This window comes from Caulobacter sp. 05L422 (assembly GCF_056397765.1).
The window spans coordinates 1-19,456 of record NZ_JBFTOB010000015.1 but is presented as its reverse complement, the minus strand read 5'-3'; the positions used below and the strand labels follow the sequence as shown (position 1 = coordinate 19,456).

20 protein-coding genes, 1 pseudogene and 1 riboswitch are annotated in these 19,456 nt (G+C 67.6%); of the genes and pseudogenes, 17 read left to right on the top strand and 4 right to left on the bottom strand.

What is annotated here, in order from left to right; genetic code table 11:
* The first annotated feature begins 89 nt into the window (after positions 1 to 89).
* From metK to AC1DMQ_RS15125, 3 genes are all read left to right on the top strand, one after another.
* Entirely contained in the window at positions 90 to 1,313 is a 1,224-nt protein-coding gene (gene metK / locus AC1DMQ_RS15135) for a methionine adenosyltransferase (RefSeq protein ID WP_477034379.1), read from the top strand.
* 225 nt (positions 1,314 to 1,538) lie between these two features.
* Positions 1,539 to 2,219 carry a tRNA (guanosine(46)-N7)-methyltransferase TrmB gene (trmB, locus tag AC1DMQ_RS15130; protein WP_477034378.1) on the top strand — a complete coding sequence of 227 codons (681 nt, stop codon included), beginning with the start codon at positions 1,539 to 1,541 and terminating at the stop codon, positions 2,217 to 2,219.
* 58 nt (positions 2,220 to 2,277) lie between these two features.
* Positions 2,278 to 2,664 carry a hypothetical protein gene (locus AC1DMQ_RS15125; protein ID WP_477034377.1) on the top strand — a complete coding sequence of 129 codons (387 nt, stop codon included), beginning with the start codon at positions 2,278 to 2,280 and terminating at the stop codon, positions 2,662 to 2,664.
* A 124-nt stretch (positions 2,665 to 2,788) separates the two neighbouring features.
* Here AC1DMQ_RS15125 and ppa read toward each other — a convergent pair whose 3' ends face one another.
* Positions 2,789 to 3,322 carry an inorganic diphosphatase gene (gene ppa / locus AC1DMQ_RS15120; protein WP_477034376.1) on the bottom strand — a complete coding sequence of 178 codons (534 nt, stop codon included), beginning with the start codon at positions 3,320 to 3,322 and terminating at the stop codon, positions 2,789 to 2,791.
* A gap of 276 nt (positions 3,323 to 3,598) precedes the next feature.
* On the opposite strand from ppa, the gene rimP reads away from it, so the two are divergent.
* The 14 genes from rimP (at position 3,599) to AC1DMQ_RS15050 (ending at position 17,625) form a co-directional block, all read left to right on the top strand.
* Positions 3,599 to 4,183 (top strand): ribosome maturation factor RimP, encoded by a 585-nt coding sequence (rimP, locus tag AC1DMQ_RS15115; protein WP_477034375.1) that lies wholly within the window; start codon positions 3,599 to 3,601, stop codon positions 4,181 to 4,183.
* Positions 4,184 to 4,185: 2 nt separating this feature from the next.
* Positions 4,186 to 5,892 carry a transcription termination factor NusA gene (gene nusA / locus AC1DMQ_RS15110; RefSeq protein WP_477034374.1) on the top strand — a complete coding sequence of 569 codons (1,707 nt, stop codon included), beginning with the start codon at positions 4,186 to 4,188 and terminating at the stop codon, positions 5,890 to 5,892.
* Between the two features lie 53 nt (positions 5,893 to 5,945).
* Positions 5,946 to 6,611 carry an RNA-binding protein gene (locus tag AC1DMQ_RS15105; RefSeq protein WP_477034373.1) on the top strand — a complete coding sequence of 222 codons (666 nt, stop codon included), beginning with the start codon at positions 5,946 to 5,948 and terminating at the stop codon, positions 6,609 to 6,611.
* 189 nt (positions 6,612 to 6,800) lie between these two features.
* Positions 6,801 to 9,926 (top strand): translation initiation factor IF-2, encoded by a 3,126-nt coding sequence (infB, locus tag AC1DMQ_RS15100; protein WP_477034372.1) that lies wholly within the window; start codon positions 6,801 to 6,803, stop codon positions 9,924 to 9,926.
* A gap of 75 nt (positions 9,927 to 10,001) precedes the next feature.
* Entirely contained in the window at positions 10,002 to 10,574 is a 573-nt protein-coding gene (locus tag AC1DMQ_RS15095; RefSeq protein ID WP_477034371.1) for a YcxB family protein, read from the top strand.
* A 47-nt stretch (positions 10,575 to 10,621) separates the two neighbouring features.
* Complete coding sequence (locus tag AC1DMQ_RS15090; protein WP_477034370.1) at positions 10,622 to 11,137, top strand: DUF2939 domain-containing protein; 516 nt, start codon at positions 10,622 to 10,624, stop codon at positions 11,135 to 11,137.
* Positions 11,138 to 11,163: 26 nt separating this feature from the next.
* Positions 11,164 to 11,727, top strand: coding sequence for a hypothetical protein (locus AC1DMQ_RS15085; protein ID WP_477034369.1), 564 nt, complete (start codon positions 11,164 to 11,166; stop codon positions 11,725 to 11,727).
* 62 nt (positions 11,728 to 11,789) lie between these two features.
* Positions 11,790 to 12,584 carry a dienelactone hydrolase family protein gene (locus tag AC1DMQ_RS15080; RefSeq protein ID WP_477034368.1) on the top strand — a complete coding sequence of 265 codons (795 nt, stop codon included), beginning with the start codon at positions 11,790 to 11,792 and terminating at the stop codon, positions 12,582 to 12,584.
* Between the two features lie 13 nt (positions 12,585 to 12,597).
* Complete coding sequence (locus AC1DMQ_RS15075; protein ID WP_477034367.1) at positions 12,598 to 12,972, top strand: hypothetical protein; 375 nt, start codon at positions 12,598 to 12,600, stop codon at positions 12,970 to 12,972.
* A gap of 109 nt (positions 12,973 to 13,081) precedes the next feature.
* Positions 13,082 to 13,576 (top strand): 30S ribosome-binding factor RbfA, encoded by a 495-nt coding sequence (gene rbfA, locus AC1DMQ_RS15070; RefSeq protein WP_477034366.1) that lies wholly within the window; start codon positions 13,082 to 13,084, stop codon positions 13,574 to 13,576.
* On the top strand, positions 13,576 to 14,508 hold the full coding sequence (gene truB, locus AC1DMQ_RS15065; protein WP_477034365.1) for a tRNA pseudouridine(55) synthase TruB: 933 nt from the start codon (positions 13,576 to 13,578) through the stop codon (positions 14,506 to 14,508). The genes rbfA and truB overlap by 1 nt, the downstream gene beginning before the upstream one ends.
* A gap of 14 nt (positions 14,509 to 14,522) precedes the next feature.
* Positions 14,523 to 14,792 carry a 30S ribosomal protein S15 gene (gene rpsO, locus AC1DMQ_RS15060; protein ID WP_007667263.1) on the top strand — a complete coding sequence of 90 codons (270 nt, stop codon included), beginning with the start codon at positions 14,523 to 14,525 and terminating at the stop codon, positions 14,790 to 14,792.
* A gap of 244 nt (positions 14,793 to 15,036) precedes the next feature.
* Positions 15,037 to 17,187 (top strand): polyribonucleotide nucleotidyltransferase, encoded by a 2,151-nt coding sequence (gene pnp, locus AC1DMQ_RS15055; protein WP_477034364.1) that lies wholly within the window; start codon positions 15,037 to 15,039, stop codon positions 17,185 to 17,187.
* Between the two features lie 177 nt (positions 17,188 to 17,364).
* On the top strand, positions 17,365 to 17,625 hold the full coding sequence (locus AC1DMQ_RS15050) for a hypothetical protein (RefSeq protein WP_477034363.1): 261 nt from the start codon (positions 17,365 to 17,367) through the stop codon (positions 17,623 to 17,625).
* Here AC1DMQ_RS15050 and AC1DMQ_RS15045 read toward each other — a convergent pair.
* From AC1DMQ_RS15045 to AC1DMQ_RS15035, 3 genes and pseudogenes are all read right to left on the bottom strand, one after another.
* On the bottom strand, positions 17,622 to 18,338 hold the full coding sequence (locus tag AC1DMQ_RS15045; RefSeq protein ID WP_477034362.1) for a ribonuclease T2: 717 nt from the start codon (positions 18,336 to 18,338) through the stop codon (positions 17,622 to 17,624). The two genes, AC1DMQ_RS15050 and AC1DMQ_RS15045, sit on opposite strands and share 4 nt — an antisense overlap.
* A gap of 102 nt (positions 18,339 to 18,440) precedes the next feature.
* The gene (locus tag AC1DMQ_RS15040) at positions 18,441 to 19,073 is read right to left on the bottom strand and encodes a LysE family translocator (RefSeq protein ID WP_477034361.1); all 633 of its coding nucleotides are present in this window, start codon (positions 19,071 to 19,073) and stop codon (positions 18,441 to 18,443) included.
* 20 nt (positions 19,074 to 19,093) lie between these two features.
* A riboswitch (ZMP/ZTP riboswitch) is annotated at positions 19,094 to 19,173 on the bottom strand.
* Between the two features lie 203 nt (positions 19,174 to 19,376).
* Positions 19,377 to 19,456: pseudogene (locus AC1DMQ_RS15035) on the bottom strand (hypothetical protein); the annotation flags it as partial.

Sequence of the window (19,456 nt, the reverse complement as noted above, 5' to 3'; positions counted from 1 at the left end):
GACTTGCGGACATAAACATATCTTTATATGTTCCGCTCGTCCCTCGGGCAGACCGCCCGTGCGGGCGATGTCATGTCCGGAGCTGACCCTTGAGCCGTTCTTCCTACATCTTCACCAGTGAAAGCGTTTCCGAAGGCCATCCGGACAAGGTCGCCGACCGGATCAGCGACACCGTCGTCGACGCGTTCCTGACCGCCGACCCCGAAGCGCGCGTCGCCTGTGAAACCCTGGTCACCACCAACCGCATCGTCCTGGCGGGCGAAGTGCGGGCCGGCAAGCCGGGCGGCGACAAGGCCGCCAACAAGGCGCTGACCAAGGACATCCTCGGCTCGCTGGAGTCCAAGGTCCGCGCCGCGGTCAAGGACATCGGCTACGAGCAGAAGGGCTTCCACTGGCAGAAGGCGAAGTACGCCAACTATCTGCACGGCCAGTCGGCCCACATCGCCCAGGGCGTGGACGCTTCGGACAAGAAGGACGAAGGCGCCGGCGACCAGGGCATCATGTTCGGCTACGCCAGCACCGAGACCCCGGAGCTGATGCCGGCCACCCTGCAATACAGCCACAACATCCTCAGCCGCCTGGCCCAGCTGCGCCACTCGGGCGAGCTGTCGGAACTCGAGCCCGACGCCAAGAGCCAGGTGACCCTGGAGTATGACGCCACCGGCAAGCCGGTCCGCGTCGTCTCGATCGTCGTGTCGCACCAGCACAAGAAGAAGATCGACGGCAAGGCCGCGACCTCCAAGCGCGTGCTGGACCTGATCAAGCCGCACATCCTGCCGATCTTCCCGGAAGGCCTGATCACCAAGAAGACCCAGTGGCTGGTCAACCCGACCGGCCGCTTCGAGATCGGTGGTCCTGACGGCGACGCCGGCGTCACCGGCCGCAAGATCATCGTGGACACCTACGGCGGCGCGGCTCCGCATGGCGGCGGCGCGTTCTCGGGCAAGGATCCGACCAAGGTCGACCGTTCGGCCGCCTATGCCTGCCGCTACCTGGCCAAGAACGTCGTGGCCGCCGGCCTGGCCGAGCGCTGCACCATCCAGATCGCCTACGCCATCGGCGTGGCCCAGCCCGTGTCGTTCCACGTCGACCTGCACGGCACCGGCAAGGTCGATCCGGCCGTTCTGGAAAAGATCCTGCCGCAGCTGATCGGCGGAGCCACCCCGCGCTCGATCCGCGAGCACCTGCAGCTGAACAAGCCGATCTACGCCCGCACCGCCGCCTACGGCCACTTCGGCCGCACGCCGGACAACCAGGGCGGCTTCTCGTGGGAGAAGACCGACCTGGTGTCGGAGCTGAAGGGCCTGGCGTAAGCCTCACCCTTTCCAGATCTATCGAAGCGGGCCTCGGTCATCCGATCGGGGCCCGCTCTCGTTGAGGCCTTGCGTCCTTCGAGGCTCGGCCGCGCCTCGCACCTCAGGATGAGGACGTTTGCGCGCTTCTGAATTCCTCATCCTGAGGCGCCCGCGCAGCGGGCCTCGAAGGACGCACGGCGGCTCAGCTAGCCTCCTGTCGATATGCCCGGTAAACACCCGCCCATGACCAATCCCCAACAGCCCCACGGGCCTCTGCGCTCGTTCGGCCGCCTGAAGTCGCGGCCGGTGAAGCCGCGTCAGCAGGCCCTGCTCGACAGCCTGCTGCCCGAGATCGCCGTGCCGACCGCGCCCTTCCAGCCGCGCGACCTGATGCCGGAAGCGATCGAAGTCTGGCTGGAGATCGGCTTCGGCGGCGGCGAGCACATGGCCGCCCAGGCCGGCAAGCGTCCCGACGTGCTGGTGATCGGCGCCGAGCCCTTCGTCAACGGCGTGGCCAGCGCCGTTCGCCACGTCGAGGAGCAGGCGCTCAAGAACGTCCGCATTCACGAGGGCGACGCCCGCGACGTGGTCGGCTGGCTGCCCGACGCCAGTGTCGACCGGCTTTTCATCATGTTCCCGGACCCCTGGCACAAGGCCCGCCACAACAAGCGCCGCCTGATCCAGCCGGCCTTCGTGACCGAACTGGCGCGGGTGCTGAAGCCGGGGGCGGCCTTCCGCTTCGCCACCGACTGGGCCGACTACGCCGAGTGGACGATCGAGCGGGTGCTGGCCGATCCGGCCTTCCGCTTCGCCGAGCCCGGCGCCGACCGCAACGCCGCCCCGACCGACCACGTGACCACCCGCTACGAGGAAAAGAAGCTGGGTGACTGCGCGCCGGTGTTCCTGGACTTCGTCAGGGCCTAGACGCGACCCGTGCTAGGCTGGCCGCCGGCCCGCGTCCGACGGGCGCGGGGAGGCGGCCATGACCTGGCTCATCGACAACATCCACATCGTCCTGATCGTCAGCGGCCTGCTGACGATCACCATGCTGCAGTTCGCGATCGCGCCGACGCGGTCGCTGAAGTCCACCTATGGCGAGACCCTGCAAGGGCCGCTTGTCGACCTGGTGGTGCGGGGCTGGGGATTCCTGATCGCCCTGGTCGGGGCGATGTTGCTGTGGGCCGCCTTCCATCCCGAGACGCGGACCCTGGCGGTCGGCGCGGCCATCGCCAGCAAGCTTTTCTACGTCGGCGCGCTGCTGACCCACCGGAAGCGGTTCCTGAAGGGCTTCGCCGCCGTCACGGCGGGCGTCGACGTGGTCATGGTGGCGTTGCTGGCCGCCTGGCTGGCGAAGACCGGCGTGGGCTAGAGCGTGACAGCCGAAGGTGGATGCCGGTTTCGGCGTTCGTCGCGCTCCTATGTTCGGAGCACGAAAAAGGGGAGCCCGCCGTCCGGCGAACTCCCCTTTCCGGATCACGTGGTGATCGTCGAGCTTAGTAGCTTTCGTCGTGGCGCTTGATCGCCGCGCGGATGATCTCGGCGGTTTCTTCCGGATCGGCCCAGCCGGTGATCTTGGTCGACTTGCCCTTTTCCAGGTCCTTGTAGTGCTGGAAGAAGTGGGCGATCTGCTCGGTCAGGATCACCGGCAGGTCGCGCCAGCTCGAGACGCCCGTGTAGAACGGGTGCAGCTTGTCGACCGGCACGGCCAGGATCTTTTCGTCCGAACCCGCCTCGTCGACCATCATCAGGGCGCCGATCGGGCGGCAGCGGATGATCGCGCCGGGCACCACCGGGGTCGGGCCCACGACCATGATGTCGGCGGGGTCACCGTCGTCGGCCAGGGTGTGCGGGATGAAGCCGTAATTGGCCGGATAGAACATCGCGGTGTGCAGAAAGCGGTCGACCATCAGCGCGCCGCTGGCCTTGTCGATCTCGTACTTCACCGGCTCGCCGCCTTGCGGGATTTCGATGACGGCGTTCAGGTCGTACGGCGGGTTGGCGCCGACGGCGATCTTTGAGAGGTCCATTGTGACTCTTCGTTTTGGGAAAGGTCCCGCGGGGAGGCGAGCCTGCGCGGGGGCGCTTGTAGCCCACAACTGCTGCACTGCGGAAGGGGCGACGACACGTCACGACGGCAGGGGGCTTCCACCCGCCCAAACATCGCGCTATATAGCTCCCACATCGTCCGTCAGCGCTGATAGCGCTTTCGAGCGGCGGCCCGAAAGGCTGCCGCTTTTTCTTTGGCCGCTCGCCAGCTTGGCTTTTAGCCAGCGCGTGCGTCGGCCCAGTGAGTTGAGAGAACCGTGCGCGGGAAGACGCAGGAAGATATCGGTCTGGTCGAATTGCTGGATCCCGTCGCCGAGTCCGTCGGCTACGAGATCGTCCGCCTGCGCCTGATGGGCGGGGCCGAGCAACGTCGCCTCCAGATCATGGCCGAGCGGCCGCTCCTTGAAGATGGGAGTGGGGGCGACATGAACGTCGAGGATTGCGCCAAGCTGTCGCGCGCCATTTCCGAGATCATGGACGCCGCCGATCCGATCACCGGCGAATACACCCTGGAAGTCTCCAGCCCGGGCGTCGACCGCCCGCTGACGCGACTGAAGGACTTCGACACCTACGCCGGCCTCGAGATCCGCATCGAGCTGGACCGCGTCGCCGAGGGCCGCAAGCGCTTCAAGGGCGAGCTGGCCGGCGTCGAGGACGGCCAGGTGGGCCTGAACATCGAGGGCGAAGACGACACCACCGTCTATTTCCCGTTCGAATGGATCGTCGACGCCAAGCTGGTGCTCACCGATCAACTGATGAAGCGGGGCGCCGACCAGCGCGCCGCCCGCGTCGGCACTGACGCCGACAACGATATTGACCTGTCCGAAAGTGAAGAGGACTGACCATGGCTATCGGCATCTCCGCCAACCGCCTCGAGCTGCTGCAGATCGCCGACGCGGTCGCGCGTGAAAAAGGCATCGAGAAGGAAGTCGTCATCGAGGCGATCGAGGACGCGCTGCAGAAGGCCGCCCGCGCCCGCTACGGCGCCGAGCACGACATCCGCGTCAAGATCGACCCGCGCACCGGCGAGACCACCCAGAAGCGGGTGATCGAGGTCGTGCCGGACGACTTCGAGCTGGAAGGCGAGATCGGCAAGGTCCAGCTGTCGTCGGCCAAGCGCACCTGGCGCGACGCCGAGGTCGGCAAGATCTACGAGGAAAGCCTGCCGCCGTTCGAGATCGGCCGCGTCCAGACCCAGATGGCCCGCCAGGTCGTCATGCATAAGGTCCGCGAAGCCGAGCGCGAGCGCCAGTACGACGAGTACAAGGATCGCGCCGGCGAGATCGTCAACGGCAGCGTCAAGCGCGTCGAATACGGCAACGTCATCGTCGACCTGGGCCGTGGCGAAGGCATCATGCGCCGCGACCAGTCGATCCCGCGCGAGAACTTCAACGTCGGCGACCGCATCCGCGCCTACATCTACGACGTCCGCCGCGAGACCAAGGGCCCGCAGATCATGCTGTCGCGCGCCCACGGCGGCTTCATGGCCAAGCTGTTCGCGCAGGAAGTGCCGGAAGTCTACGACGGCGTCATCGAGATCCGCGCCGTGGCCCGCGACCCGGGCTCGCGCGCCAAGATGGCCGTGATCTCCAACGACAGCAGCATCGACCCGGTCGGCGCCTGCGTCGGCATGCGCGGCTCGCGCGTGCAGGCCGTGGTGGCCGAGCTGCAGGGCGAGAAGATCGACATCATCCAGTGGTCCGAGGACGAGGCGACCTTCATCGTCAACGGCCTGGCCCCCGCCGAAGTCTCCAAGGTCGTCATGGACGAGGAAGACGAGCGCGTCGAAGTGGTGGTGCCGGACGAGCAGCTGTCGCTGGCCATCGGCCGCCGCGGCCAGAACGTCCGCCTGGCCTCGCAGCTGACCGGCTGGCAGATCGACATCATGACGGAAACCCAGGAGAGCGAGCGCCGTCAGAAGCAGTTCGCCGAGGCCACCGCCCTGTTCCAGGAAGCCCTGGACGTCGACGAGGTCATCGCCCAGCTGCTGGTCACCGAAGGCTTCACGGCCGTCGAGGACGTCGCCTATGTCGAGCCGCACGAGATCGCGGCCATCGAGGGCTTCGACGACGAGACCGCCGACGAACTGCAGACCCGCGCCCGCGAGTTCCTGGAAAAGGAAGCCGCCGCCCTGGACGCCAAGCGCGTCGAGCTGGGCGTCGAGGACAGCCTGCTCGACATCGAAGGCGTCACCCTGCCCGTGGCCGTGGCCCTGGGCGAAGGCGACGTGAAGTCGATCGAGGACCTGGCCGGCCTGATCCCCGACGATCTGCGCGGCTGGTTCGAGACCAAGGACGGCGAGCGCGTGCGCGAAGCCGGCATCCTGGACACCTTCAACCTGTCGCCGGAAGACGCTGAAGCGCTGATCATGCGCGCCCGCGTTGTCATGGGCTGGGTCGAGGCTCCGCCCGAACCGGAATATGTCGAAGAGGAAGTCGAGTTCGAGGAAGAGGCGGGCGAGGAGCCGGCCGAGGCCTCTGAAGAAGCCTCCGAGGAGGCCTCGGAAGAGGTCGCCGAAGACGAACCGGCCGAAGAAACCAAGGAAGACTGATCCAGGACCCGGGCCTCTCACGCAAGTGGGAGGCCCGGCGCCTTTCGAGCCCCATGACCGACGCCGACGCGCCCCATACCCCCGTGGCCAAGACCCACGCCGAAGCCAATCGCCTGCGCAAGGACATCGTCCTGGGCGAGGCGACGGACGAGGCGCGCCTGGTGCGGTTCGTGGTCGGGCCCGACGGGACGGTGGTCCCGGACGTGGCGCGCAAGCTGCCCGGCCGCGGCATGTGGGTGGACGCCACCCGCGAGGCGGTGAACGCCGCCGCCAAGAAGGGCCTGTTCTCGCGCTCGGCCAAGACCAAGCTGACCGCCCCGGCCGATCTGGCCGACCAGGTGGAACGGCTGCTGTCCAAGCGTGTTCTGGACGGACTGGGACTTGCACGGCGCGGCGGAACGATTATCTCAGGCTTCGAAAAGGTCTCCTCGGCTTTGGCTTCGGGGCAGACCGCTTGGTTGATCGAGGCGTCCGACGGCGCCGCTGACGGTCGCCGAAAGATTCTCACCGCGGTCCACAAGGCCCCGAACAGTCCCAAAATCTGCGGGATGTTCAGCTCGGACGAATTGGGTTTGGCCTTGGGCGGGGAGAATGTGATACACACGGCGCTCCTTGCCGGGCGCGGCACTGATCGCTGGACTTTGGACGTCGAGCGGTTATCAGGCTTCCGCCCACTCCTTCCCTCGAGTTGGTCGGCGAGTTGGCGCGAGGAGCCCTAGGGCCCTGGCCTCGACGAATGGCTTCCATTCGTCGGCGACAGGGGTCTGGAACTTGAAATGAGGAGCGTGATCCGCTCCTGAGCGAAGGGTCGGGAAACGCGCTTCCTTTGGGAAGTACGTCCAGGCCCCTTTCTCACATGGATCAAACGTTTTTGGCCGGCCCCCGCCGGCGGAAGTACAAGCGAGCGCATGAGCGACGAGAACGATAACGGTCGGCCTGGTTCCAACCCCGGCGGGCGAGCGCCCATCACGCTGAAGCCCCGTCAAGGGTCTGTCAGCGCCGGCGTCGTGAAGCAGAGCTTCAGCCACGGCCGCACCAAGACGGTGGTGGTTGAAACCAAGCGCGTGCGTCCGCACGTGCCGCCGGCCGGCAATCTCGCCGCGCCGTCCTCGGCCGAGCGCCGGCAAGACGCGCCGCGTCCGCAGTCGTCCCAAGGGGGCGGTGGTGGCGGCGGTTCGGCCGGTGGTCTGTCGCAGAGCGAAATGGTGGCCCGCCAACGCGCCATCGAAGCCGCTCGCGAACAGCAGGAACGCCAGGCCGCCGATCGTCGCGCCGCCGAGGCCCGCGCCGCATCGGAAGCCGCGKCGGCTCGCGAAGCCGCCGCCAAGGCCGCTGCTGCCGCCAAGGCCGCCGCGACGCCGGCTCCGGCTCCGGAAGCGCCCGCCGCTCCCGCTCCGGTCGCCCCGGCGGCTCCCGTCGCGCAAGCGCCGGTCGCTCAGGCCCCGACCCCCGCTCCGGCGGCTCCCGCGCCCCAGGCTCCGGCTCCCGCCGCGCCGCCGGTGCGCGCCGAGGCTCCGCGTCCGGCTCCGGCCCCGGCCGCCGGTCAGACCCGCACCTACGAGCCCAGCCGCGACCGTCGCGACGACCGTTCGTCGACCACCACCTACCGTCCGGGTCCGGGCGCTCAGGGTGATCGCCCGCAAGGCGACCGTCCGCAGGGCGACCGTCCGAACTTCGCGGACCGGCCGTCGTTCAACCAGCGCGCACCGCGCCAGGACGGCCCGTACAACCAGCGCACCCCGCGTCCGGACGCCGGCGGCCCGCCGCGCGGTCCCCGTCCCGAGGGCGCCGGCGGTTATCGCAACGACCGTCCGCAAGGCGACCGCCCGCAAGGCGATCGTCCCCAGGGCGACCGTCCGCAAGGCGACCGTCCGACCCAGACCGTCCGCTATTCGGCCCTGGCCCCGCGCCCGGCGCCGGGCGCCCGTCCGGGTCCCGGTGGTCCGCGCGGCGCCCGTCCGGGCGTCCCGGCCTCGGCTCCGGCCACCCCCGAGATCCAGCGCGCCACGCGTTCGGCTCCCCGCCCCGGCAGCGACATCGGTCGCAAGCCCGAGGAGGATGACGATCGTCGCAAGGCCGCGGCTCCCGGCAAGGCCGTCAGCCGCGCCAAGGGCGCCCCGGTTCGCCGCGAAGGCCGCCTGACCATCCAGACCGTGGCCGGCGACGGAGATTCCGCCGACCGCATGCGCTCGCTGGCCTCGGTTCGCCGAGCCCGTGAACGCGAAAAGGAAAAGCGCCGCGGCGGTCCCGCCGACGTGGTCAAGGTCAGCCGCGAAGTGGTCATTCCCGACGTCATCACCGTGCAGGAGCTGTCCAACCGGATGGCCGTCCGCGGTGTCGAGATCATCAAGTTCCTGATGCGTCAGGGCGTGATGCTGAAGATCAACGACGTCATCGACAACGACACCGCCGAGCTGGTGGCGACCGAATTCGGTCACACCGTGCGCCGCGTGTCGGAAGCCGACGTCGAAGAAGGCTTCATCGGCGCCGAGGATGTCGACGATCACCTGGAGCCCCGGCCCCCGGTCGTCACCGTCATGGGTCACGTCGACCACGGCAAGACCAGCCTGCTGGACGCGCTGCGCAAGGCCGACGTGGCCGGCGGCGAGCACGGCGGCATCACCCAGCACATCGGCGCCTACCAGGTGCGTCTGGAAAATGGCCAGAAGGTCACCTTCCTCGACACCCCGGGCCACGCGGCCTTCTCGCAAATGCGGGCTCGCGGCGCCAACATCACCGACCTGGTGATCCTGGTGGTGGCCGGCGACGACGGCGTCATGCCGCAGACGATCGAGGCGATCAAACACGCCAAGGCCGCTGAAGTGCCGATCATCGTGGCCGTCAACAAGATGGACAAGCCCGGCGCCGACCCCACGCGGGTCGTCAACGAGCTGCTGCAGCACGAGATCGTGGTCGAAAGCCTGGGCGGCGACACCCAGATCGTCGAAGTCTCGGCCAAGACCGGCCAGGGCCTGGACGAGCTGATCGAGCGCATCCTGCTGCTGGCCGAGGTCATGGACCTGAAGGCCAACCCCGACCGCACCGCCGACGGCGTGGTGATCGAGGCCAAGCTGGACAAGGGTCGTGGCGCGGTCTCCACCGTGCTGGTCAAGCGCGGCACGCTGAAGCGCGGCGACATCGTCGTGGCCGGCAGCCAGTTCGGCCGGGTTCGCGCCCTGCTGAACGAGCGCAACGAGCAACTGACCGAAGCCGGTCCCGCCACCCCGGTCGAGATCCTCGGCCTGGACGGCGTGCCCTCGCCGGGCGACAGCTTCGCCGTCGTCGAGAACGAGGCCCGGGCTCGCGAACTGACCGAATACCGCATCCGCCTGAAGCGCGAGAAATCGATGCATCCGGTCGGCGCGGGCGCCACCAGCATGGCCGACATGATGGCCAAGCTGCAGGACAAGAAGTACCGCGAACTGCCGCTGGTCATCAAAGCCGACGTGCAGGGCTCGGCCGAGGCGATCATCGGTTCGCTGGACGCCATGTCGACCGACGAGGTCCGCGCGCGGATCATCCTGTCGGGCGCCGGCGCGATCAGCGAAAGCGACGTGATGCTGGCCAAGGGCGCCGGCGCGCCGCTGATCGGCTTCAACGTTCGTGCTTCCGCTCAAGCGCGTGCTCTGGCCGAACGCGAAGGCGTCGAGATCCGCTACTACGCGATCATCTACGACCTGCTGGACGACATCAAAGGCGTGCTCTCGGGCATGCTGGCCCCGATCCAGCGCGAAACCTTCCTCGGCAACGCCGAAGTCCTGCAGGCCTTCGACATCTCCAAGGTCGGCAAGATCGCCGGCTGTAAGGTCACCGAGGGCGTGGTCCGCAAGGGCGCCAAGGTCCGGATCATCCGCAACGACATCGTCGTTCTGGAACTGGGCACCCTGGCGACGCTCAAGCGCTTCAAGGACGAGGTCAACGAGGTCCCGTCCGGCCAGGAGTGCGGCATGATGTTCGCGGGCTTCCAGGACATCAAGGTCGGCGACACCATCGAGTGCTTCACCGTCGAGGAGATCAAGCGCCAGCTCGACTAGGCGTTCGATCAAGCTTCAGCTTAAAGAGAAAGGCGCGGACGCCAGTCCGCGCCTTTCTTGCGTTCGGGGGCGTGCATGGAAATCGCGGGCGAAATCGGAATCTTCGAAAACCAGAAGGCCTGCGCGCCGCTGCGCAAGCATCTGTTCGGCGCCAAGCGCTTCGCCCAGTGGTGGTTCGTCGTCGGACTCTTGATCGTCATCTCCACCGCCCAGGCCCTGGTCGACTGGGTGGCGCCGGGCTTTGGCATAGTGGGGATCTTGGCGGGGACGGCGGGCTGCTGGTTCGTGTGGTTCCGCTACGCCCGCACGCTGGCGCCCAACGCCTGGATGGCGCGCGGCGTGCCGGCGAGTTCGCCGATAAGCTATCGGATCGAAGACACGGCGTTCGTTCTGGACAGCACGACGTCGGAAACCCGCGTGGTCTGGTCCGCCCTCTCGCAGATCGCGCCGGGCAACGCGGCCTGGCTGTTCATCGGCCCGGGCCAGGCCTGGTTCCTGCCGACCCGGCTCTTCGCCGACCGCCAGCAGGAGCGCGCCTTCCTGGCCGCCTGCTTCGACAAGCTGACGCCGGAAGCCAAGGCGCGCAGCGGCGAGGTCGCGGCGCTGGCCGCCAAGGAAGCCGGCCCGTGGGGCGCAACGCCCGCCTGAGGTTCGCCGGACTGGAAATCGCCCGAATTCGGGCCTAACCGTAGGCGATGCGCATTCGAGCCCTTCTCGCCGTCAGCCTCGCCGCCGTCTCGCTGTCGGCCTGCGCCACGGCCACCCGCTACGACGCGGCCGGCGACGTCCACGCCCTGCTGGTGGCGATCCGCAACAACGACCACGCCGCCTTCGACGCCCGCGTCGACCGTCCGGCCCTGAAGGCCGAGATCGAAAGCCAACTGGTGCGCAGGGCGCGCGACGCGAACATGGGCGGCGGCTGGCAGGCAGCGGTCATCGCCCTGGCCGGCCCGGCCGCCGACATCGCCGGCGAGGCCCTGGTCCGGCCCGAGACCTTCCGCTACGCGGCCAACTATTACGGCTACACGCCCGACAAGCCGATCCCCGACCGCATCAGCATCGCGGCGGGCCTGCGCTACATCGGTTCCGACCAGGTCTGCGCGGCCAAGACCAAGGACGGCCCCTGCCTGCTGACCTTCACGCTGGAGGGCGGGACCTGGCGGCTGTCGGGCTTCGACGCCGAAACGGCCAAGCGTCACCTGAAGCTTTGAGGCCAGGGGTGGCGGGGCTGAAGACCATGCGAAAAACCGGCCTGAAGGCCGCCCTCGGGCTGGCGTTGGCGTGCCTGGCGACCGGCGCCGCGGGCGCGGCCCACGCCGAGCGCAAGATGTACTCCTACGACCCGATCTCGGCCGACGCCAAGCGGCTGACCGGGGCCGGCCTGACGGTGCTGTTCGACAAGAAGCTGACTGGGACCCGGGTGATCAAGGTGCTGGCCACCGGCGTGCCGGTGCAGGGGCGCCTGGTCGACGGCCACGAGAAGGACCTGGGCCCCGGCGGGCTGAAGGGCATGAGCGGCGTCGACGCCGACGCGGCGCTGTACGAGATCGATCCCAAGTTCGAGCAGGGCAAGATCTACATCCGCGCCTTCTGCCCGGGGGCCAAGCGCCTGTGGCTGAGCTTCAGCCGGCTGGCGGTGCACTACGACCTGCGCGTCCAGGCGTTCGGCGACGACCCCAAGGGCGGCCCCACGCGGCTGTGCGGCACGCTGGACTTCTCGTACCGGGGCGAATGGAAGCTGCCGGGCGGCAAGCTGCCCGACCCGATGGAAGATTGGACCGGCGGCAACGGGCCGGGCTGACGGTTTCCTTTGAGAACGGCGTTCGCCTTGTGCCATGCTCCGCCAAAGGGCAGGGGGCGGGCATGACCGACGCGCTGGCGGGGTTCACGAAGTTCGAGTTCGACGACGGCCGATGGACGCGGCCGGTCTACCGCATCGGCTCCGGGCCCGCGGTGATCGTCATCCACGAGATACCCGGCCTGCATCCCGCCGTGTTGGACTTCGCCCGCGACGTGGCGGCCGAGGGCATGACAGTGTTCTGCCCCAGCCTGTTCGGCGAGCCGGGACGACCTGTCTCGGTGGGCTACGCGATCGGGGTGATCGCCAAGACCCTGTGCGTGCGGCGTGAGTTCTCGGCATGGGCCGCCGATCGTTCCAGCCCGATCGTCGACTGGCTGCGGGCCCTGGCGCGCAAGGTCCACGCCGAGTGCGGCGGCAAGGGCGTGGGGGCGGTGGGCATGTGCTTCACCGGCGGCTTCGCCTTGGCGATGATGACCGAACCGTCGGTGGTGGCGCCGGTGCTGTCGCAGCCTTCGCTGCCGTTGGGCAAGAAGCGCGCGGCGGCCCTGGACTGCTCGCCGGCCGAACTGGCGACGGCGAAGGCGCGGATGGAGGCCGAGGATCTGTCGCTGATGGCCCTGCGGTTCGAAGGCGACGACATCGTGCCCTGCGCCCGCTTCAAGACCCTGGAGCGCGAGCTCGGCGCGCGGGTCCAGACCATCACGCTTGCTGACGCCTCGGCGCTCCCGGGCACGGGCCGCCAGCCGCATTCCGTGCTGACCCTGCACCTGAACCGCGACGACCCGAACGGCGAGACCATGAAGGTCCACCGCCGGGTGCTGGACTTCTTCCGGGAGCGGACAGGGGCGGGCGGTTGAGATCGCTCCAGGTTTGAGCGATCTTGTCGCCATGACAACGAAGCCGCCTCGTACACCTCAGGAAAAGAAGGCGCTGAGCTATGTCCGCGACTATCGCAACACGAACAACAGCAGCGACAAGTCGATCCGCACGCTGATCCCACAGCGCAAGGCTGGGGAAAGCCGTAAAGCTCGCCGAAAGGCCAACCACGCGCTCCAGATAGTCGATCGTGTCGAGGAAGCCGAGGTCGATCTGCTTGAAAGCTCGCTGAAGCACGATGTCGAGCGGGTGGGCGGTTGGCGCAAGTGGCCGCCTGTATCGCTGGCCGACAGCGTGGACGGCGCGCACGAGCGGCGCGAAAGTCTGGGCATGGTCCCGGCCGCGGACCCGAATGAGGAAGGGGCCTGATCGCCCTCGCACTGGACTTTTGGGTCGCACGCGCCTAGACACCCCGCCTCCTATTTCTCCCCGCGATCCGGCGTTCGATCCGCCGGCCGGGCATCGAGGCGACCGCGCCATGAAGCGCCATTCCGAAAACAAGAAGAGCGGACCCGTGGGTCCGTCGCAACGGCAACTGCGCGCCGGCGAGCTGATCCGCCACGCCCTGGTGGACATCCTGCGCGAGGAAGAGCTGGTCGATCCGGCCCTGCAGGGGATCTCGGTGACCATCTCCGAAGTGCGGATGAGCGCCGACCTGAAGCACGCGATCTGTTTCGTCGAGCCCTTGGGGGCCAGCATCGCGCCGCAGGTCGAGCGTGAAGCGTCCTCGCCGTCGCGCACCGTGGTCGTCCCGGGCAGTCCCGCCGAGGTGGTGGCGGGCCTCAACCGCCTGACCAAGTTCCTGCGGGGGCGCCTGTCCAAGGTCATCGACATGAAGTTCACGCCCGAGCTGAAGTTCCTGCACGACGAGACCTTCAACTCGGCCACCTACATGGACCGCCTGTTCGCCGATCCGCGCGTGGCCCAGGACGTGCGCCGCCTGTCCGACGTGGCTGAAGACGAGGAAAACTAGTGGCGCGCCGCAAGAAGGGCGACGCCATTTCCGGCTGGGTTTGCCTGGACAAGCCCTACGACCTGACCTCGACCAGCGCCGTGTCTCGCGTGCGCCGGGCGTTCAACGCCCAGAAGGCCGGTCACGCCGGCACCCTGGATCCCCTGGCCACCGGCATCTTGCCCCTGGCCCTAGGCGAGGCGACCAAGACCGTCCCTTTCCTGATGGACGCCGACAAGGCCTATCGCTTCATGATCCAGTGGGGGCGCTCGACCACCACCCTGGACCGCGAGGGCGAGACCACCGACAGCAGCGACGTGCGCCCGACCCGCGAGGCCGTCGAAGCGGCCCTGCCGGCCTTCGTCGGCGAGATCGACCAGATCCCGCCGAACTATTCGGCCATCAAGGTCGACGGCGAACGCGCCTACGATCTGGCCCGCGAGGGCGTCGAGTTCGAGCTGAAGACCCGCAAGGTCACCGTCCACGCCCTGCGCGTGAGCGCGGCGCCGGACGTCGACCACATCGAGCTGGAGATGGAATGCGGCAAGGGCACCTATGTCCGCGCCGTGGTCCGCGACCTGGCCGCGGCCCTCGGCGCCTGTGGACATGTCGACCAGCTTCGCCGGACGCGAGTCGGCCGGTTCGGCGAGGATTCGGCGATAGGTCTGGAAACCCTTGAGAATTTAAGCTATGAGGCGCGCCTGTCGGAGGCATTGCTTCCGGTCGAGACCGCGCTGGACGACATCCCGGCGCTGGCCGTGACCGATGAAGACGCCTTCCGGCTTGCGCAAGGACGCGCCATCGTTCTGCTCCCAAGGCAGGTTGAAACGCTGAAAACCGAGCTCACGCCCGGTGATCGAACCGTTTCCGCCATGGTGGGAGAGAGACTGGTGGCCTTGTGCGAGATGCGCGCCGGACGGCTCAATCCGGTGCGGGTCTTCCAACTCACCTGAGCGGAGACAACCCGATGTCGATCACTGCCGAGCGCAAGACCGCTCTTATCGCCGAACACGCCCGCACCGAGGGTGACACCGGCAGCGCCGAAGTCCAGGTCGCGATCCTCTCCGAGCGCATCGCCAACCTGACCGAGCACTTCAAGACCCACAAGAAGGACAACCACAGCCGTCGTGGTCTGTTGATGATGGTTTCCCAGCGTCGCAGCCTCCTCGACCACCTGAAGAAGTCCGATCTGGGCCGTTACACGGCTCTCATCGAGAAGCTGGGTCTGCGCCGCTAAGTTAGGCGCAATTCGGCCGCCCTGCTCACGCAGGGCGGCCGAACGCATTTCTGGCCACCGTTTCAAGACAGGCTGAAACGACTGGTTGCTGCGGTTTCGCACCTCGCGAGCCGAATGTACGTCCGAGGATCACGATCGTCGGGAGCCTGTCGAACTGGATGAGGAAACATCGGGACCGCCCTTCGGCCGCCCGCCCCTGTCCGTCCTGAAGGAAATGGGTCCTTCGGAACCGAAAGAAGCAAAAATGTTCGATATCAAGCGCAAGACGATCGAGTGGGGCGGCAAGACGCTGGTCCTCGAAACCGGTCGCATCGCCCGTCAAGCCGACGGCGCCGTCCTGGCCACCATGGGCGAAACCGTCGTCCTGGCCACCGCCGTGTTCGCCAAGAAGGCGAAGCCCGGTCAAGATTTCTTCCCCCTGACGGTCAACTATCAGGAAAAGACCTTCGCGGCCGGCAAGATCCCCGGCGGCTTCTTCAAGCGCGAAGGCCGTCCGTCGGAAAAGGAAACCCTGGTTTCCCGCCTGATCGACCGTCCGATCCGTCCGCTGTTCGTCAAGGGCTTCAAGAACGAAGTCCAGGTCGTCGTCACCGTGCTGCAGCACGACCTCGAGAACGATCCCGACATCCTGGGCATGGTGGCCGCCTCGGCCGCCCTGGTCCTGTCGGGCGCCCCGTTCATGGGCCCGATCGGCGCCGCGCGCGTCGGTTACGTTGACGGCGCCTACGTGCTGAACCCGACGCTCGACGAGCTGAAGGAAAGCAAGATGGACCTGGTCGTCGCCGGGACCACCGATGCCGTCATGATGGTCGAAAGCGAAATCCAGGAGCTCTCGGAAGAGATCGTCCTGGGCGGCGTCAACTTCGCCCACAAGGAAATGCAGACGGTGATCGACGCGATCATCGAGCTGGCCGAACACGCCGCCAAGGAACCCTTCGACTTCCAACCGGAAGACACCGACGCCCTGAAGGCCGAAGTGAAGAAGGCCGTCGGCAAGGACCTGGCCGCCGCCTACAAGATCCAAGGCAAGGGCGAGCGCGTCGCGGCCCTCGGCGCGGCCAAGAACAAGGCCGTCGAGACCTTCGCCAAGAGCGACACCAACCCGGCCGGCATCGATCCGCTGAAGCTGATCTCGGTGTTCAAGGAACTGGAAGCGGACATCGTCCGTCGCTCGATCCTCGACACCGGCATCCGCATCGACGGCCGCACCGTCGACAAGGTCCGCCCGATCCTGGGTGAAGTCGGCATCCTGCCGCGCACCCACGGCTCGGCCCTGTTCACCCGCGGCGAGACCCAGGCGATCGTGGTCGCCACCCTGGGCACCGGCGACGACGAGCAGTTCATCGACGCCCTGGAAGGCACCTACAAGGAATCCTTCCTGCTGCACTACAACTTCCCTCCCTACAGCGTCGGTGAAACCGGCCGCATGGGCAGCCCGGGCCGCCGCGAAATCGGCCACGGCAAGCTGGCTTGGCGCGCCCTGCGTCCGATGCTGCCGGCCAAGGAAGACTTCCCCTACACCATCCGCCTGGTCTCCGAGATCACCGAGTCGAACGGCTCGTCCTCGATGGCGACGGTCTGCGGCTCCTCGCTGGCCATGATGGACGCGGGCGTTCCGCTGATCCGTCCGGTCTCGGGCATCGCCATGGGCCTGATCCTCGAAAAGGACGGCTTCGCCGTCCTGTCCGACATCCTGGGCGACGAAGATCACCTGGGCGACATGGACTTCAAGGTGGCCGGCACCAGCCAGGGCCTGACGTCTCTGCAGATGGACATCAAGATCGCCGGCATCACGCCCGCGATCATGGAGCAAGCGCTGGCCCAGGCTAAGGGCGGCCGCGAGCACATCCTCGAAGAGATGAACAAGGCGATGGACGCGCCGCGCGAGGAAGTCGGTGACTTCGCTCCGAAGATCGAGACCATCACCATCCCGACCGACAAGATCCGCGAAGTGATCGGCACCGGCGGCAAGGTGATCCGCGAGATCGTCGCCACCACCGGCGCCAAGGTCGACATCAACGACGAAGGCACCGTGAAGGTCTCGGCCTCGGACGCCGCCAAGATCAAGGCCGCGATCGACTGGATCAAGTCGATCACGCAAGAAGCTGAAGTCGGCGCGATCTACGACGGCAAGGTCGTGAAGGTCGTCGATTTCGGCGCCTTCGTGAACTTCTTCGGCGCCAAGGACGGCCTCGTCCACGTCAGCCAGATCAGCAACGAACGGGTGGCCAAGCCGTCGGACGTGCTGAAGGAAGGCCAGATCGTCAAAGTGAAGCTCCTCGGCTTCGACGATCGCGGCAAGACCAAGCTGTCGATGAAGGTCGTCGACCAGGAAACCGGCGAAGACCTGTCCAAGAAGGAAGCCGTGACCCCGGAGGAAGCCGTCAACACCTGAGGGTGACGACGTCTTTCACGGCGTGACGTAGCGAACGGGCGGTTCCGAAAGGAACCGCCCGTTTTGCGTTTGGCTTCAATGGGGTTAGCTTAACCATAGCGTTTGGGGGACGCTCGAATGAACGACGATTCAAGACGAGTTCGCTGCGACCGGCACGGGGCGCAAAGACCCACCTTCGTGTGCCGACACCTGGTCTCGGGCGTGGGGCTCGGCTTCGTCGAACCCTTCGGGGAGCAGGACGCGGACGCCTCGGACGAGCAGGCCGCCTGGTGCGACCGCTGCGAGGAGGCCCGCCTGGCCGCCGGCGGCTGGACCGACACGTCCGAGGCGCAAGCCGGGGTCACCATGATCTGCGCCGCCTGCTTCGAGGCCTCGCGAGCCCGCAACAGCCGCTGGATGGACGTGGCGCGCGGCTGGCGCCATCCCCTGGCGGGCTAGCGCTTCGGCGTCACCTGGATCGTCGCGCTGTCCGGCGCGCCATTGCCGCCCCGGCAGGCGGCCAGCTTGAAGTTCAGGTCCATGCAGACCCAGACCTCGGTCAGGCGGCCGTCCTTGACCCGCACGTTCAGGCCGTCAGCCGTCATGCCGCGATTGCGCTTGAGGAAGGCCTGGCGGATCTCGGCCCCGGTCAGGGTCCCGGACGGTCCCGGATTCAGGTCCGGAACCTTCAGGCGCTCACGCACCTCGCGGGCCTTCTTGAAATAGGCCTCGGGCGTGTCCCATTGGCAGGTGCCGTGCGCCTGCCACTCGTGCTGCAGCAGCCAGGGCGAGGGCGTCATGCACAGATTGGCCAGCACGGTCGCGGCGCTCATCGGCGGGCTGGGCTTGCAGTAGCGGGGATGGACCTTGTCCGGCCCGTTGGGCCACAGGCCGTGCACCGTGAAACCGAAGCTGTTGGTCTGGCACTGGATGACCTTGTTCGATTCCGGGATGCCCGCGCGGCAGGCCTCGGGCGACCAGAACAGAGCCAGCAGATAGGCGGCGGTCGGGACGTCGGTGTGGATCTCGCCGGCGGGCGGAATCTCGGCCGGGGCCGGGATCACGCTGGGCGGGATCGTGCAGGATTTCAGGCTGGAGGCCTGGGCGACGCCGGCCAGGGCCAGAGAGGCGAGGGCGCAGGTCAGGGTCTGGGCGATCTTCGACGGGGTCATGCGCGCACCTTCAACTCCGCTCATCCCGGCGAAAGCCGGGACCCAAGCTGAGTTCGTCATTACCCGCCGAGCCAGGAGCCGCCAAGTGCGAGAAAGGACCTGCTACCGCCGCGCCTCGGTGGCCATCTTCACGGCCAGGCCGCCCAGCACCGAGGCCATCAGCCAGCGCTGGATCAGGGCGAAGCTGGGGCGGGTGGCCAGGAAGCCGGCGATCGTGCCGGCCGCCAGGCAGATGGCGCCGTTGACCGTCAGGCTGATGGCGATCTGGCTGAAGCCGAGGGCCAGGGACTGGGTCAGGACGTCGCCGTGATGCGGGTCGATGAATTGCGGCAGCAGCGACAGATAGAGCATCGCCGCCTTGGGGTTCAGCAGGTTGGTCAGGAAGCCCATGCTGATCAGCTTGGCGGGGCTGTCCTTGGGCAGTTCGCGCACCTGGAACGGCGAGGCGCCGCCCGGCTTGATCGCCTGCCAGGCCAGCCATAGCAGGTAGAGCGCGCCGCCGAACCGCAGGATGTCGTAGGCGATGGGCGCGGCCATCAGCAGGGCGGTGATGCCCAGCGCCGCGCAGACCAGATAGACCACGAAGCCGGCGGCGGTGCCGACCAGCGACACGATCCCGGCCCAGCGGCCCTGGCAGATCGAACGGCTGACCAGGTACAGCATGTTGGGCCCGGGGGTCAGGGCCATGCCCAGGCAGACGGCGGCGAAGGCGATCCAGGTCTTGGCTTCGGGCATGGGCGAACTCCGCTTCGAAGGTTGGGCGCCCAGGCGAACGGCTCGTGACGCCCGCGCTCCCTCAGGGTGCTCCCTGTGATCGCCAGTCACGCGGACACGGCTGTGTACACCGGTTCGCGGTGAAGGTTGAGGCCAGGTTTTTTGAAGCTCGCGTCAGGAGCGCTTCCTTCACCCTCTCTCTTGGGGAGAGGGGGCAAGGGCGCTTATCCTCGGCGTTCAGCCAACAAACCCTCGCGATTTCAACGCCCTGAACTTTCTCGACCCGATTTGGTCCTCACCCTTTCGCGGCGCCCGTATCCTTGACCCACCTCGCCGCAGGGAAAGGGCGCAAGGCCAGCGACCGATGCGGCGGCGGGGGGCGATCGAGCGGGACTGGGCTGGAG